General features: G+C 53.1%; 18 protein-coding genes. 12 read left to right on the top strand and 6 right to left on the bottom strand.

The window, feature by feature from the left end; genetic code table 11:
- The 5 genes from IQ268_RS32280 to IQ268_RS15030 all read left to right on the top strand — a co-directional run.
- Nucleotides 1–185 (top strand): hypothetical protein (locus tag IQ268_RS32280; RefSeq protein ID WP_228035384.1); only part of this gene is annotated, 185 nt, incomplete at its 5' end.
- Nucleotides 166–378 (top strand): hypothetical protein, encoded by a 213-nt coding sequence (locus IQ268_RS15045; protein ID WP_193880363.1) that lies wholly within the window; start codon nt 166–168, stop codon nt 376–378. The genes IQ268_RS32280 and IQ268_RS15045, both read left to right, overlap by 20 nt.
- Complete coding sequence (locus tag IQ268_RS15040) at nt 344–742, top strand: endonuclease domain-containing protein (RefSeq protein ID WP_193880360.1); 399 nt, start codon at nt 344–346, stop codon at nt 740–742. The genes IQ268_RS15045 and IQ268_RS15040 overlap by 35 nt, the downstream gene beginning before the upstream one ends.
- 235 nt (nt 743–977) lie before the next feature.
- Entirely contained in the window at nt 978–1,508 is a 531-nt protein-coding gene (locus tag IQ268_RS15035) for a DUF4330 domain-containing protein (RefSeq protein WP_193880357.1), read from the top strand.
- 158 nt (nt 1,509–1,666) lie between these two features.
- Nucleotides 1,667–4,195 (top strand): sigma 54-interacting transcriptional regulator, encoded by a 2,529-nt coding sequence (locus IQ268_RS15030; RefSeq protein ID WP_193880354.1) that lies wholly within the window; start codon nt 1,667–1,669, stop codon nt 4,193–4,195.
- Nucleotides 4,196–4,212: 17 nt separating this feature from the next.
- Here IQ268_RS15030 and IQ268_RS15025 read toward each other — a convergent pair whose 3' ends face one another.
- Nucleotides 4,213–4,422 carry a hypothetical protein gene (locus IQ268_RS15025; protein WP_193880351.1) on the bottom strand — a complete coding sequence of 70 codons (210 nt, stop codon included), beginning with the start codon at nt 4,420–4,422 and terminating at the stop codon, nt 4,213–4,215.
- A 257-nt stretch (nt 4,423–4,679) separates the two neighbouring features.
- Between IQ268_RS15025 and rnc the strand changes: the two genes are divergently transcribed.
- From rnc to IQ268_RS14995, 6 genes are all read left to right on the top strand, one after another.
- Nucleotides 4,680–5,363, top strand: coding sequence for a ribonuclease III (gene rnc / locus IQ268_RS15020; RefSeq protein ID WP_193880349.1), 684 nt, complete (start codon nt 4,680–4,682; stop codon nt 5,361–5,363).
- Nucleotides 5,364–5,757: 394 nt separating this feature from the next.
- Entirely contained in the window at nt 5,758–6,459 is a 702-nt protein-coding gene (locus IQ268_RS15015; RefSeq protein ID WP_193880346.1) for a rhomboid family intramembrane serine protease, read from the top strand.
- Nucleotides 6,460–6,542: 83 nt separating this feature from the next.
- Entirely contained in the window at nt 6,543–6,740 is a 198-nt protein-coding gene (rpmI, locus tag IQ268_RS15010) for a 50S ribosomal protein L35 (protein WP_193880343.1), read from the top strand.
- Between the two features lie 73 nt (nt 6,741–6,813).
- Nucleotides 6,814–7,164, top strand: a complete 351-nt coding sequence (gene rplT, locus IQ268_RS15005) for a 50S ribosomal protein L20 (protein WP_193880340.1) — start codon at nt 6,814–6,816, stop codon at nt 7,162–7,164.
- Between the two features lie 41 nt (nt 7,165–7,205).
- The gene (locus tag IQ268_RS15000) at nt 7,206–8,120 is read left to right on the top strand and encodes a transporter substrate-binding domain-containing protein (RefSeq protein ID WP_193880337.1); all 915 of its coding nucleotides are present in this window, start codon (nt 7,206–7,208) and stop codon (nt 8,118–8,120) included.
- Between the two features lie 141 nt (nt 8,121–8,261).
- Complete coding sequence (locus IQ268_RS14995; protein ID WP_193880334.1) at nt 8,262–8,678, top strand: peptide chain release factor 1; 417 nt, start codon at nt 8,262–8,264, stop codon at nt 8,676–8,678.
- A 152-nt stretch (nt 8,679–8,830) separates the two neighbouring features.
- Here the strand turns inward: IQ268_RS14995 and IQ268_RS14990 are convergent, their stop codons facing one another.
- The 4 genes from IQ268_RS14990 to IQ268_RS32900 form a co-directional block, all read right to left on the bottom strand.
- Nucleotides 8,831–9,304, bottom strand: a complete 474-nt coding sequence (locus IQ268_RS14990) for a hypothetical protein (RefSeq protein WP_193880331.1) — start codon at nt 9,302–9,304, stop codon at nt 8,831–8,833.
- A complete protein-coding gene (locus tag IQ268_RS14985; protein WP_193880328.1) occupies nt 9,276–9,665 on the bottom strand; it encodes a hypothetical protein in 390 nt (129 codons plus the stop codon). Before IQ268_RS14985 ends, IQ268_RS14990 begins: the two co-directional genes overlap by 29 nt.
- 2 nt (nt 9,666–9,667) lie before the next feature.
- On the bottom strand, nt 9,668–10,750 hold the full coding sequence (locus IQ268_RS14980; protein WP_193880325.1) for a hypothetical protein: 1,083 nt from the start codon (nt 10,748–10,750) through the stop codon (nt 9,668–9,670).
- A gap of 175 nt (nt 10,751–10,925) precedes the next feature.
- Complete coding sequence (locus IQ268_RS32900) at nt 10,926–11,054, bottom strand: hypothetical protein (RefSeq protein ID WP_255527199.1); 129 nt, start codon at nt 11,052–11,054, stop codon at nt 10,926–10,928.
- Between IQ268_RS32900 and IQ268_RS14975 the strand changes: the two genes are divergently transcribed.
- Nucleotides 11,053–11,844: a pantothenate kinase gene (locus IQ268_RS14975; protein WP_193880323.1), complete on the top strand. Its 792-nt coding sequence runs from the start codon at nt 11,053–11,055 to the stop codon at nt 11,842–11,844. The genes IQ268_RS32900 and IQ268_RS14975 overlap by 2 nt on opposite strands.
- Nucleotides 11,845–11,880: 36 nt before the next feature.
- Here the strand turns inward: IQ268_RS14975 and IQ268_RS14970 are convergent, their stop codons facing one another.
- Nucleotides 11,881–12,693 (bottom strand): alpha/beta fold hydrolase, encoded by an 813-nt coding sequence (locus IQ268_RS14970; protein ID WP_193880321.1) that lies wholly within the window; start codon nt 12,691–12,693, stop codon nt 11,881–11,883.
- Between the last annotated feature and the right edge of the window lie 20 nt (nt 12,694–12,713).

Below are 12,713 nucleotides of genomic sequence, written 5' to 3'. Positions count from 1 at the left end.
GAGTGGGAGGGTGGGGTCAGCCAATTTTGTACAGAGATAGCATATTTCAGTTAGCGGTGGGGGCACCCTTGCAGGTGTTTTGGCTCTGGGGTGCGATCGACTTTAATACTCTGGCGATCGGGCGTTCAGGGGAAGCATGGTTAGGTTGTCTGATACGTTTCAGACATGCTGCATTTGCCCCCTAAATCCCCCATTCTGGGGGACTTTGACTGGGTTGAAAGGTTTCCAGGTTGGACGGTGAGGACGTTTGTAGAAATGGGCGATCGCACTCAGGCTGATTCTCAGAGGGGAAGTTTTGCGAGTGCAATGGGCATTTTGGAAAAAGCCCTGACGCATGTTCACTATGAAATCGGCTCGAATTCGAGGGACAACGCCTGATATTGTTGCGGCAGCTCGACGATTGCGACAGAATTTGACTCCCGCAGAACAGACTCTATGGCAAGCTCTTAAGAAACGGCAACTCGGTGGTTTGCGGTTTCGATGCCAACATCCAATCAGCTCATTCATCGTTGATTTTTACTGCCCAGAGCGACGAATGGCGATCGAACTGGATGGAGGCATTCATCATCAACAGCTTGACTACGATGCAGCCCGTACGGAGCAACTCAACCAATTCGGCTTCCGTGTGCTTCGCTTCCGCAATGAGGAGGTGATGACAGACTTAGATCGTGTGCTGCACCAGATTCTAGAAGCTAGCGGTGAACCTCAAAGCCCCCCAGAATTGGATAATTTAGAGGGTTGAAAACTGGTCTAGAAGCACAGATATGACATTCAAAGTCCCCCAATTTTGGGGGATTTAGGGGGCCGAGACGCGTATATTAAGACCGATCTCTTAACCGATCTCTCAATAGATATCCGCAACCTGCTCCATAAAATTTCAGTCATGATAGGCTGACAACGGTCACAAGCCTCTGTATTCTCTTAGGCAACTAACCCACGCCTATCCCATCACTCGCGTTTACGGATTGGAACCTCACATGGCTATTCTGGATTCTAAAGGTCGCTTATTCGGCAAGCTCAGCGTTTTAGACATTGGGGCTGCACTGGTGATTCTGCTGGCGGTCATCGGTGTATTCCTGATTCCCGGTGGCGGTGGTTCCGTCGCTCAGGTGGGTGTCAACACCAAACCCGTCGAAGTGGATCTAATCGTGCGCGGATTAACCGTCTCCAATCCGCCCACATTAGTACAGGCGATCGAAGAAGCCGGAAAAACCAGCCTGATTATTCGTAACCAGCCCCACGGTGAAGTCAACGTCAAAGGCATTCAAACCCTACCCAGAACCGTTGCCGTGCCGCAGCCGGATGGCTCTGTGGTGGCCGAACCCGATCCCAGACCGGAACTCAACTTCACCCTCGACATGCTAATTACCCTCGAAGACAACGCCCAAATTGTGAACGGTGGCCCCGTCTTCGGCAACAACCGCATCAAAATTGGCACCCCGATCGAAATTGAAGGCTTAACCTATCGCTTCAATACCTCTGTGGTTAGCGTACGGATTCTGGAATAGCAACGGAAGGGAAGGAAGCGATCGCCATGAATGGCGATCGCTTCCTTCCCTGGGATGGCGAACTTAATGATTCTCATTAATACCTGGGCGGCATTAGCATAACCTGGAAGGGTAGGTTTCTCGCCTCACCCAACCCGCCTCAACCGGAGGTTACGCTAATGCAGCACAATGAGCGTGTCGAGTGGTTGCAAGCCAACACATCGCTAAACGCACTGCCACAAGAGATTTTGGAGGCGATCGCCCCTCTAATTCAGGCCGAAACGGTTCAGGAAAATCGTCGCTTAGTCTTAGAAGAGACATCGCCCTCTGCCCTTTACATCCTCAAAACTGGACGGCTCGAAGCCTACCACACCAATCCCGACAGCGCCGCACAGGTCATTAGCCTCCTGCCAGGAACCGTCTTGCATTTGAAGGAACTGTTGCTCGACCAGCCAGCCGAGCAAACCATCGTTACCCTGTCGGACTGCGAACTGTGGATCATTCCACGGGATACCTTTGCCGAACTGGTTGAGCAATATCCCGCCATTAACCGCATTCTCTCGCGCCAACTGGCCGACGAGCTAAACCAGGTTGCCTCTCAACTGGCCTACGAGCAAGAGCGGCAGGCGGCGTTGCGTCCTTACATAGTTCCCAAAGTGCGACGAGGCATCATTGGCTCCAGCCGCTACGCGGTGCGGCTGCGGCAAGAGATCCGTAAAGCGTCGGGCGATCGCAAACCGGCACTGGTGTTTGGTGAACCAGGGTTGGGCAAAGATAACGCCGCCGCTCTGATTCACTTTGGCTCGCGCGATCGCAAACAGCCGATCATCAAAGTCAACTGCGACACGATTCAAGTCAGCGGTGCAGAACTGTTTGGCCGAGTCGGCGGCAAACCCGGACTGCTAGAATTGCTCGGTGCCGGAACCCTGCTGCTCAATAACCTGCAAGATTTTCCGCCAGAGCTAGACGCAAAGCTAATTCGGCTACTAGAAACGGGCGAATACACGCCCATCAGCCGCGAAGGCGAACCCGAACCCGCCCCCCGGCAGGCGCAAGCCCGGATCATTATGACCACCGAGCGAGCCGTACCCAAGATCGATCGCATCGTTGGGCATTCGATCAAAACGCCGCCACTGCGCGTCCGCAAAGCCGACATCGCGGCTCAGGTCAACTACTACATCAGCTTATTTTGCCGCACCAAAAATCTGGCTAAACCAGACCTATCGCCCGAAGCCATTCGCCGCTTGCAGGGCTACGACTTCCCCGGTAACCTGTCAGAGCTAGAGAGCCTGGTTGAGCGTGCCCTGATCCAGTCGAACGGTGCTTCCACCTTAACGGAAGAAGTGTTCTGGTCAGAAGGCAGCAAAAATCGGCGGTTTCGGCTCAACTTGCTCAACACCTATCCCCGCTTACGCCAGTTTCTTCGCAGTTCGTGGTGGCCCGATCGCATCAATTACGGCATCACCCTGGGCGGTTTTGCGGTGGTGGTCGCCCTTTTGCTATTTGGCCCCCAATCGCGCGATTCAAATGTGGCGCTTAATTTATTTTGGGCGTGGTGGTGGCCGATCGTTCTGCTGATCTTCCCGTTCTTAGGCCGAATCTGGTGCGCCGTTTGTCCTTTTATGATCTACGGCGAACTGGCGCAATTCGTCTCGCTTAAACTGTTTCCCCGGCAGCTTCAAACCTGGCCGCGTCAGCAAGCCGAGAAATGGGGCGGTTGGTTTTTGTTTGGTCTGTTTACGCTGATTCTGCTGTGGGAAGAACTGTGGAATTTGGAGAATACCGCTTATCTGTCGGGCTGTTTGCTGCTGCTAATTACAGCGGGTGCCGTCACCTTTTCCCTGTTATTCGAACGGCGGTTTTGGTGCCGTTACCTCTGCCCCATTGGTGGCATGAACGGACTATTTGCCAAGCTGTCGATGATTGAACTGCGTGCCCAGCAGGGCATTTGCTCGGCCACCTGCACCACCTATCAATGCTACAAAGGTGGCCCCCAAAAAGGCGAAGGCATGGAAACGGGTGGCTGCCCGGTGTATTCCCATCCGGCACAGCTTCAGGACAACCGCGACTGTGTGCTGTGTATGACCTGCCTCAAAGCCTGCCCCCATCGCTCGGTTGAGTTAAACCTGCGTCCACCCGGCATCGAACTCTGGACAACGCATAAACCAACCGCCTATGAGGTATCGCTGCTGTTTTTGTTATTGGGTGCCATCTTCCTGCATCGCCTGCCCGAAATTGAGCAACAGTTTGGCTGGAATCTGCACCTGAGCCACTTTGGCATTCATGCCGGGGTATCGGTCTTGGCATTGCTGTTGCCGGGAGCGATCGCCCTGCTGACCCATCAGGTCATTCGACTGATGAACCGCACAATCAAACCGCGTCGCTTCATTGAACTGGCCTACGGTTATTTACCGCTGGTGTTGGGCGGCAGTTTGGCACATTACCTGCGGTTGGGGCTAAACGAAGCGGGGCGAGTCGTGCCGGTGACCATGGCCACTTTTGGCTATAGCGGTGTGGGTATGCCGTTTGCCATTGCCGATCCAGCGGTGACGGCATTTCTGCAAGCCGTAGCGCTAATTGTCTCGGTGTGGTTAAGCGTAATTTTGACTCAAAAGATTGCGCGACAGCCCTTCTTAAACCTGATTCCACAGCACCTGGCAACGGTAGCGATTGGCTCAGTGCTGTGGAAAATCATTGTGGGCTGGTGAAGGGGCTAGTAATGACGTTAATCCACTACTTTCAACAAGCCCATTTGCAGGCGATCGAACACAAACCGAATCTGCTTGAGTTCATCAATGCTCAGGGAAATATCATTGAGCGTCGCTCTCAAAAACCAGTTCTGTTCAGCTCGTGTGATCTGACCCGATATCAGAATGCGGTTAATCACCTGCATCAGTGTGGTTTGAGATGGGTGGGTTGCAGTTTCAATACTCATTGAGATACCTCAGCGGGGGTCAATACTGAATCGATCAATGATCAATACAAATATGGTCTGTTAATCTACGTATTGCTGCACCCTGCATTCGGAGTACCCAGACGGGTGATAGAACTGTGTTTTAAGCATACTAATGTCAGCAATGCACCTTGTAACTAAACATACCGTGCTATCCCGTAAGTAAAATCAAGAAGGTATGAACTGTCTCTAATTTTTTACTAAGTTTCTGTATTTCTACGGAAAACCTCGCATCAACCGTGGCAACGTTTAATCTCCCAACCTTCAGAAATTCATCTTTGCTTCACCAAGCGCTAACACATCGGTCATACGTCAATGAACATGTGCAGACACGGGAGCATAACGAACGTCTGGAGTTTTTAGGCGATGCGGTTTTAAACTTCCTCAGCGGTGAGTTTCTTTACAAGCGCTATCCCCACAAACCGGAAGGAGAACTGACTCCGTTGCGATCGGCGCTAGTGGATGAAACTCAGCTTGCCAAATTTGCGATCGCCCTTAACCTGGATCAACCCAACGTCATGCATCTGGGGAGAGGAGCCGATCTAGAGGGTGGACGAACCAATGCCAACTTGCTGAGCAGCACATTTGAGGCGATCGTTGGCGCTTATTTTTTGGATACTGGCTCCAGCATTGAAGCCGTACGGGAGTTTGTTACGCCGCTATTTGAATCGGTGATGCCCGACCTGGCTATTTCAGCCCCCAGCGTTAACGTTAAGAGCCGCTTGCAAGAATGGGCACTGAAACAAACGCAGGAAAACCCAAAATACATCATCGTCCACCAAACCGGGCCAGACCACGCCAAAGAATTTACAGCAGAAGTGTGGATTAGCGGCAAAAAATACGGCAAAGGAAACGGTCGCCGTAAACAAGATGCCGAAAAGGCAGCAGCAGCAAACGCGCTAAAAAAACTGGGTCTCGCTTAACAGCCGTATATCTCTCCTGTAAGAGTGCAGCATTCGGCACGTAATCTTTGCAATAGCCCCCGATGTATTGCCACATAGCTTGCTTCCCGCAGGGTATGCTACGCCCCGACACGGGTTGGGCTTACAAACTTAAAACTACCCTCTCAGGATGGTTGAACGGGTTGAGCGCACTCAACCTGCAAATTTCAACCCCTTCCTTTAATGTGTTCAATAACAGAAATAGTGTTGGTTTACTGGTGAACAAATTGCCCTGAAGAAGGTGTGCTAGGGTTGGTTGGTGGGTCGTCAGGCTATTTTTCTTTTGGCAGAACCTAACCCAGGTAAGAGTCAATCCTGGTTAGAAGCAGATACACTTCACCGTAGTAAACGCCTAGTAATCTCAGGAAATAAACCCGTGGTTCCTCTTCGTGATGACAACCCCACACGCATCACTCCGTACGTAACCTATGCATTACTTGCGGCAAATATTCTAGTCTTTCTCTATGAAATTACTCTGCCACCCCAGCAGCTAGAAGCTTTTTTTCGAATGTGGGCGGTGGTTCCCAGTGAATTAAGCGCCAGTTTCGCCCAAGGGGGTGGGCCAGAGTTACTGACACTCATCACCTCTCAGTTTCTCCATGCGGGGTTTCTGCACGTTGCTGGAAACATGCTGTATCTCTGGATTTTTGGCAACAACGTCGAGGAACAGCTAGGCCACGTTCGATTTCTCATTTTCTATTTGCTCTGTGGAGCCTTGGCAGCTCTGGCGCAATGGTTCTTTGGCCCCCAATCCGAAATTCCATCCCTGGGTGCCAGTGGGGCGATCGCCGGGGTAATGGGAGCCTACATTCTGCGGTTTCCCCAGGCTCGGATTTTGACCCTCGTGCCGATCTTCCTCTTTATTACAGTGATCCGCATTCCAGCCATTCTGTTTTTGGGGTTCTGGTTTATTCAACAAGCTTTCTATGGAGTTGCTAGCCTTGGCGTTTCAGCCCATGTGGGCATGGAAGAAGGCGGAGTTGCTTATTGGGCCCACGCAGGCGGATTTGTGTTTGGGGCAATTCTAGGGCCGCTGCTAGGTTTGTTTAGCAACAGTTCAGCCAGCAAATCGTATTAGCCGTTCCAGTTACTTTTGCCGATCAGCAGCGATCGGTTGTATAATCGTAGACTGTGTCGATTGAAGACGGAATCACTAAGCTCATGCCCAAGCTAAAGACTCGTAAAGCCGCTGCTAAACGATTTAAGCGCAGCGGCAGCGGAAAACTTATTCGCCGCAAAGCTTTTAAGAATCACCTCTTACAGAAAAAAGGTGCAGACCGTAAGCGTCGTCTCTCGCAGTTTGCTGTGGTAAACGAGCGAGATGCCGAAAATGTAGAGCTGATGCTGCCTTACTTGTAATGCAGGTAAAGCCAGATCAGTCTTCCGTCCGAACGTAGTTATTGATTTAGATGAAAGTTAGGGGAACGCTTAGATGACTCGCGTAAAGCGCGGTAACGTTGCTCGGAAACGCCGCAAAAAGATTCTTAAGTTAGCGAAAGGGTTTCGTGGATCTCACTCCCGCCTGTTTCGGACTGCCAACCAGCAGGTAATGAAGGCGTTGCGGAACGCCTATCGCGATCGCCGCAAACGGAAGCGCGATTTTCGTCGCCTGTGGATTACTCGCATCAACGCTGCTGCCAGACAGCACGGCATCAGCTATAGCCAGCTCATTGGTCAGTTGAAGAAAGCAGACATTCAAATTAACCGCAAGATGTTGGCGCAGATGGCCATCCTCGACCCAACTGGGTTTGGTAAAGTCGTTGAAGTAGCCAGCAAAGCCTAGTACTCCGATCGAGTCAGGCCATGTCCTAATGCGCGAGATTGATGCTTAGTTTTGACTTCCGTCAACTGGAGGTGCAGTCTATCTGTGCCTCCATTTGTCGTATCTATCGGTTTAACCGCTGGTGGGGTGCCTGCACAGCCCTGGTGGTGGGAATTCCTTTAATCCAACCGTTTCCGGCAGTCGCGGCTGACCTGCAAACTATTCGGCAACGCGGCTACTTAATTGTTGCTGTCAAAGACAATGTGCGACCGTTGGGCTTTAGAAATGCAGCAGGGGAACTGGAAGGGTTTGAAATTGACCTGGCGCGACGGTTGGCCGAAGCGTTGCTCGATCAGCCCAATGCTGTCCGGTTTGAACCCGTCAGCAATCAAGCGCGACTATCGGCACTGTTGAACGATGACGTGGATGTGGTAATTGCCAGATTTACCGCCACAGCGGCGCGATCGCGTTTGGTGGATTTCAGCATCCCTTATTACATTGATGGCACGGCCTTTGTCACATCCGATCCAGGAATTCAGGCTTTTCGAGATCTGGCGAATCGGCCTGTTGCCGTGTTGGAAGGCTCCAGTACCATTTCAACGGTGCGATCGCTCATTCCTTCCGTGCGGTTGGTGGGGGCTGGTTCATACCAGGCCGCTTATGAGCAGCTAGAAGCAGGAGACGCGGTGGCGTTTGCAGCCGATTCCAGCGTCCTCACAGGATGGGTGCAAGAGTATCCGTCGTATCGGCTATTACCTACGCTGATCTCGGCAGAAGCGCTGAGCATAGCCTTACCCAAAGGAGTGCAGTACAACGAGTTACGGCAACAAGTGAACAGTACGCTTAACCAGTTATGGGCAGAGGGTTGGCTCCAGGAACGGATCGGGTATTGGGGGTTGCCCGAAACGGGTACCTCCAGCTTTGAGCCACTGTCCCCGGTGATTGATCCTGATATCCGCCCGGTGGAATCGCCTTAGAGATTGGGTATGCCATGCCGGGAGATATGACACCGTAATGAGTCCTGATCTCTGGCAACCCCACCAGAAACGCAACGATCGCCAACCCAGAAAGTCACGATAAGATTGACTCACATTGCTGGAGTGTCTGGAGTGTTCTGAATGGGTAACCCGTTGCAGCGATTAAAGTATTTGCCCTGGTTTGCCTTGTTGCAGGTTGCGGCACTGACGATTCTTTTGGCATTTCTGGCTGAACTGCTGGTGTGGGTTGGCTATACGCAAGTGGATCTGATCCAGAGCGTTTTCAACATCTTGTTTGCCCCACCGCTAGGTTTACTGGTGATTGTGGCGATCGCCGCAGGCATTGGAACGCTAAGCGTGTGGCTGCTAGAAGTAACCCAGCCAAAACTGTCAATTAACAGCGGCATTCTTTGGGCGTTGGTGTTTTGCCTGATTGTGATGGTGGCAATAAAGTCGCTGCTACAACTGCCTTCCGTCTTCATTAGCCTGAATCAGGTTCTACTCATTGGCATACTGGTGGGTGTATTTTGGCGGGGTCGGCGGCATTGGCGGTACTAACCGTTGCCGCAGGTAGATCTGAGTTGAAGCGGAGTTGAATTCAACAATGGCTGAACCTCCGTTCCACCAGGGCAACGGAGGTTATCAAGCGACGGCTGAACCCGCTCACCGACCACGGCAGAGCAACACAGGACATGATGGTTGCACTGTTGCTATGGCTGGAGGGTTTGTTCTAGAAAATCGCGGGCGGGTTCTACCATTGCCCATTTTCCATCGGGCTGTTTGCGGAGTGCTGCAAATTGCAGCACATCGCCTGATCCGATCGCCTCTCCCTGCTGCACCGCACCCAGTCGGGGTTGCCTTAATCCACACAACCGAAATAAGTAGGCTGGCACATCAGGTGTGGAGAAGATCACACACCCTTCAACGTTGGGCTGAACTCGTCCGGCAAAAGGGGCGTAGACGTTATCACCCTTCAGCTCAATTGAAATATCTCCCAGCCCGCCTACAATCCGATGTCCGCCAACGGTATTACCGGGTTGCAGTTCCCAGCTTTGTTGAATTTGCACCGTGCGTGTTGGTTCGGCTGGCTTGCTAATGCTGCAACCTGTGCCTGTGAGCAACACTAGCGCTAAAGCACAGCCTAGCCGCAACGTCTTACTGAAAACGGAACTGGAACCCCGCATATTCATCGCCTTCATACAAAACGATTAGCCAGGTTTCCGGCTCAACCGCCAGCAGATAGGCTTCTCGTTCCGCTGCAACCCCTGCTCGAATCTGCAAACTGGAGAGTTCGCAGTAGGGTGCTTGCAGAATGCTGCGGACGTTGGTTTTGGAGCCTCGCTCTGGCACAGTTAACAGCCTGGCGAGCTGTTCTTCAGAGAGCAAGTTTCCGGACGTGACGTTGTTTGGACAAATCTCAGACTGGCGATCGACCCGGGTTGATGATAGGGTGCCACGCATATCAATCAGCAGAGCAACGAAGATAAACATTAGCCCACCGGCAAGTAGGGGCATGAGGTTGGGGTAGTCTGGCGGGTGGTGCATGGTTAGCTCAGCCGACCTCCTAGCAGCAGACCTAGCATCACTAGCAACAAGCGATAGCCCCAGACAGTACTGGTTTGTGGACTGGCGCTAGTGCGGTAGATGGCGATCGCAACCGGTACCACAATCAGTACAACAGCCGGGAGCCAACCCGCCGGGAAGACCGCCAGCACCGAATTGAGCGCAACACGGGCAGCAACGGCACCGATGAACCAGAGCATTGCCGTTTGAGCGCTGAAGCCAGCTTGTGCAGACATACCGCGTCGCGCAGTTCGGCGGGTTCGGCGGCGTGGGGGAGCAGCGTTGAGGATGCCGAGCAATGACAGTCCCCGATTTAGAAGCGGTTTCCAGAAATCTGGCGGGTTTGCAGCGGTTGCATGATGCGGTTGGTCAAACCGGGTGCTGTCTGGGGAGATGGTGCGATCGCGTTGGCTGTTTGGTTCAGGGTCAGTTGAACTGATGCGATGCCGCAAGCCGTGAGCAACTAGAGCCGCATCCCGCTCGGCCTTGAAGAGATCGACAGAGCGGCTGGTGACAATAAACGTGCCGTGATCGTCTTTTTCGATGTGGGGAACAGAGGCGGTGATGTAGTCGCAAATGGTGGGCACTTCAGCATCAAGATCGGCATCTGGTGTTTCCAGCTCGATCGCCTTCCAATCTCGCTCTAACCGTTCTGCGATCGCCTTCAGTTCTAAAATTGCTGTTTCTTGAGCGGCAGCCAGTTTGTTCACATAGTTTGCCCGCTCCTCTAGCTGCTTAAAGGCATCACTGAGTCGTTGTGGCGAGGTTGGCTGAGCGGGCTGGGGATGCAGTTGACGAAATGGTTGCAGGTAATCGTTTGAGCGCTGCTGAAGCGCATTGACAGCCGCCATCAAATCTTCTTTGACGAAATCGGCAGATGGAGCGGCCGCGGCGCGATCGCCACGCGACCAGTCGTTGACCAGCGGTGCGGCACTGGGCAGGCGGGATGGTTCAGACGGTCTTTCAACCGTAGCAGGCGCAGTCGCTTGACGAAGATAACTCCGTCCTGCTTGAATAGCCTGTAGTTTGGCCTGGATCGCTCTAATTTCAGCTTGTGAATCTTTCATGGCATTAGCTCCTGGGGCACGGCTCAACTAGACCTGGAGAGAATGGTACAAGTGTACTATAGTCTAGCCCTTTTGTACGGTGCAAAATGGGTTTATGTTCCCAAATAGCTAAAAAAATTCTCTGGAACAGCTTCAAATCAGCTCCAGACCCTTCAATTACGGTAGCCACGTTCGATCACCATTCGTGTAAAGAAATCTTGATCAGGGATGAGCGATCGCGCCCTGCACTTTGATGGTCTCTTTCCTCATCCCGATTCCCTCTGCCCGTGCCCAACACCGCAACCCCCACCTGGATCGCGCTCATGATTGGCAACTCCCGGTTGCACTGGGGGTGGTTTGAGCAGGACACTTGCCTCATGACCTGCGATATGCCCCATCGGTCGGCAGAGGCGATCGCCAGTTTAATTACACACCAGCTCGACTTCCGCTGTTGCCCCGGCTGGCTCAACCCTGAGCTTCTTCCCCCGGCAAGCCATGCCGCTTTGCCGCTCTGGGTGGCTTCTGTGGTGCCCGAACAAACGCGGCTATGGCAAGACTATCGCCATACCCGGGTGGTCACGCTCGATCAGGTGCCGCTCCAGGGGCGTTATCCAACCCTGGGCATCGATCGCGCTCTGGCACTGTGGGGCGCAATTCAACGCCTGGGGGCACCCGTGTTGGTCGTTGATGCCGGAACCGCGTTAACCCTGACGGGTGCCAATGCAGCGCAACAGTTGGTAGGAGGGGCAATTCTTCCCGGTTTGCAGTTACAGTTGCGATCGCTGGCTCAACACACGGCAGCGCTACCGTTCGTTACGCCGGATCAGCAAGTAGAACTCCCTCAACGGTGGGCAACCAGTACACCAGATGCCATTTACAGCGGCATTCTTTACACCCTCCTGGCTGGACTCAAGGATTTTATTCAAGCGTGGAGACAGCCGTTTCCAGAGGGGGCGATCGCCTTTACTGGCGGAGATGGTGCTGTGCTGCTGGAATGTCTTACCCTGAGTTGGCCAGACTTGACGACTGGCATTACTGTGGAGCCGTCCCTGATTTTTGATGGAATGCAAGCGATTTGGCAGCAGACCCAACAGGCCGCATCCAATCAACCCTAGGTTGCAGGTCACTGGCTTGCAGCATCAGCCACACTGCTACGGCTGCTGGCCTTCCTGCTGCTGGATGAAGTCCCGAATTTGGTGAGCGACTGTTTCGGGTGCAGCGCTTAACAGGTCGTGCTTAATGCCCGGAGTCAATTGCAACGTGGCCTGCGGTGCTGCTGTATACGCCTGGTTTGATTGAGCTTCAGTGGATTTGTCCTGTTCTCCTTGCAGTAGCAAAATGGGTAACTTGAGCCAGGAGATGCGATCGCCCAAATAGTCCGACTGAATCTCAGCTCGACGGCGCTTAAACAGCAACTGACAGGCCGTAGGAGATTGCAACAACTGCTGGCGAAATTGTAACGAGTGGGCGATCGCCTGCCGCCACCCAAACAGCCGCAGCAGCCGCAAGCACCACAGCATCAGCGGCGGACGACTTAATAACCACCGTGCCCATCGCCATCGTCGCCCCACCTGCCCAACGCTGCTGCCTTCAGCCGCCAGTAACACCAGTCCTTTTACCTGGTCGGGATGCTGAAGCGCATAGCTGGCCGCCAGCCAGCCGCCAACGGAATGACCAATCAAATACACTTGCCGCAACCGCAGAAATTCCAGATGCTCGGCAAGGCACTCTACCTGTAGCTCAATGGAATGATGCACCCTAGGACGTTCAGACTCTCCAAACCCCAGCAGGTCGGGAATAACGCAGTGGTGGTCTACTCCAAGCTGCTCCACAATGGGTAACCACTGGTTGCCATCGTTCCAGGAGCCATGCAGGAATACTAACGTGGTGCCATAACCGACTTCACGCCAGAATAGCTGCCCTTGCGATAATTTGACGCGAGAATTGCGGATTGGTAGAGTCATCGTTCCATCGTCACTATTCG

It is taken from the genome of Oculatella sp. LEGE 06141, from assembly GCF_015207605.1.
Classification (GTDB): domain Bacteria; phylum Cyanobacteriota; class Cyanobacteriia; order Elainellales; family Elainellaceae; genus Oculatella.
This window is presented reverse-complemented; position numbering and strand designations above follow the sequence as displayed.

Bases quoted from the DNA above. Each gene is read 5' to 3' on its own strand.
- IQ268_RS15045 (WP_193880363.1), top strand. From the start codon at position 166: ATGCTGCATTTGCCCCCTAAATCCCCCATTCTGGGGGACTTTGACTGG.
- IQ268_RS15040 (WP_193880360.1), top strand. From the start codon at position 344: ATGAAATCGGCTCGAATTCGAGGGACAACGCCTGATATTGTTGCGGCA.
- IQ268_RS15035 (WP_193880357.1), top strand. From the start codon at position 978: ATGGCTATTCTGGATTCTAAAGGTCGCTTATTCGGCAAGCTCAGCGTT.
- IQ268_RS15030 (WP_193880354.1), top strand. From the start codon at position 1,667: ATGCAGCACAATGAGCGTGTCGAGTGGTTGCAAGCCAACACATCGCTA.
- IQ268_RS15025 (WP_193880351.1), bottom strand. From the start codon at position 4,422: ATGAGTATTGAAACTGCAACCCACCCATCTCAAACCACACTGATGCAG.
- rpmI (WP_193880343.1), top strand. From the start codon at position 6,543: ATGCCCAAGCTAAAGACTCGTAAAGCCGCTGCTAAACGATTTAAGCGC.
- rplT (WP_193880340.1), top strand. From the start codon at position 6,814: ATGACTCGCGTAAAGCGCGGTAACGTTGCTCGGAAACGCCGCAAAAAG.
- IQ268_RS15000 (WP_193880337.1), top strand. From the start codon at position 7,206: ATGCTTAGTTTTGACTTCCGTCAACTGGAGGTGCAGTCTATCTGTGCC.
- IQ268_RS14995 (WP_193880334.1), top strand. From the start codon at position 8,262: ATGGGTAACCCGTTGCAGCGATTAAAGTATTTGCCCTGGTTTGCCTTG.
- IQ268_RS14990 (WP_193880331.1), bottom strand. From the start codon at position 9,304: ATGCGGGGTTCCAGTTCCGTTTTCAGTAAGACGTTGCGGCTAGGCTGT.
- IQ268_RS14985 (WP_193880328.1), bottom strand. From the start codon at position 9,665: ATGCACCACCCGCCAGACTACCCCAACCTCATGCCCCTACTTGCCGGT.
- IQ268_RS14980 (WP_193880325.1), bottom strand. From the start codon at position 10,750: ATGAAAGATTCACAAGCTGAAATTAGAGCGATCCAGGCCAAACTACAG.
- IQ268_RS14975 (WP_193880323.1), top strand. From the start codon at position 11,053: ATGATTGGCAACTCCCGGTTGCACTGGGGGTGGTTTGAGCAGGACACT.
- IQ268_RS32900 (WP_255527199.1), bottom strand. From the start codon at position 11,054: ATGAGCGCGATCCAGGTGGGGGTTGCGGTGTTGGGCACGGGCAGAGGG.
- IQ268_RS14970 (WP_193880321.1), bottom strand. From the start codon at position 12,693: ATGACTCTACCAATCCGCAATTCTCGCGTCAAATTATCGCAAGGGCAG.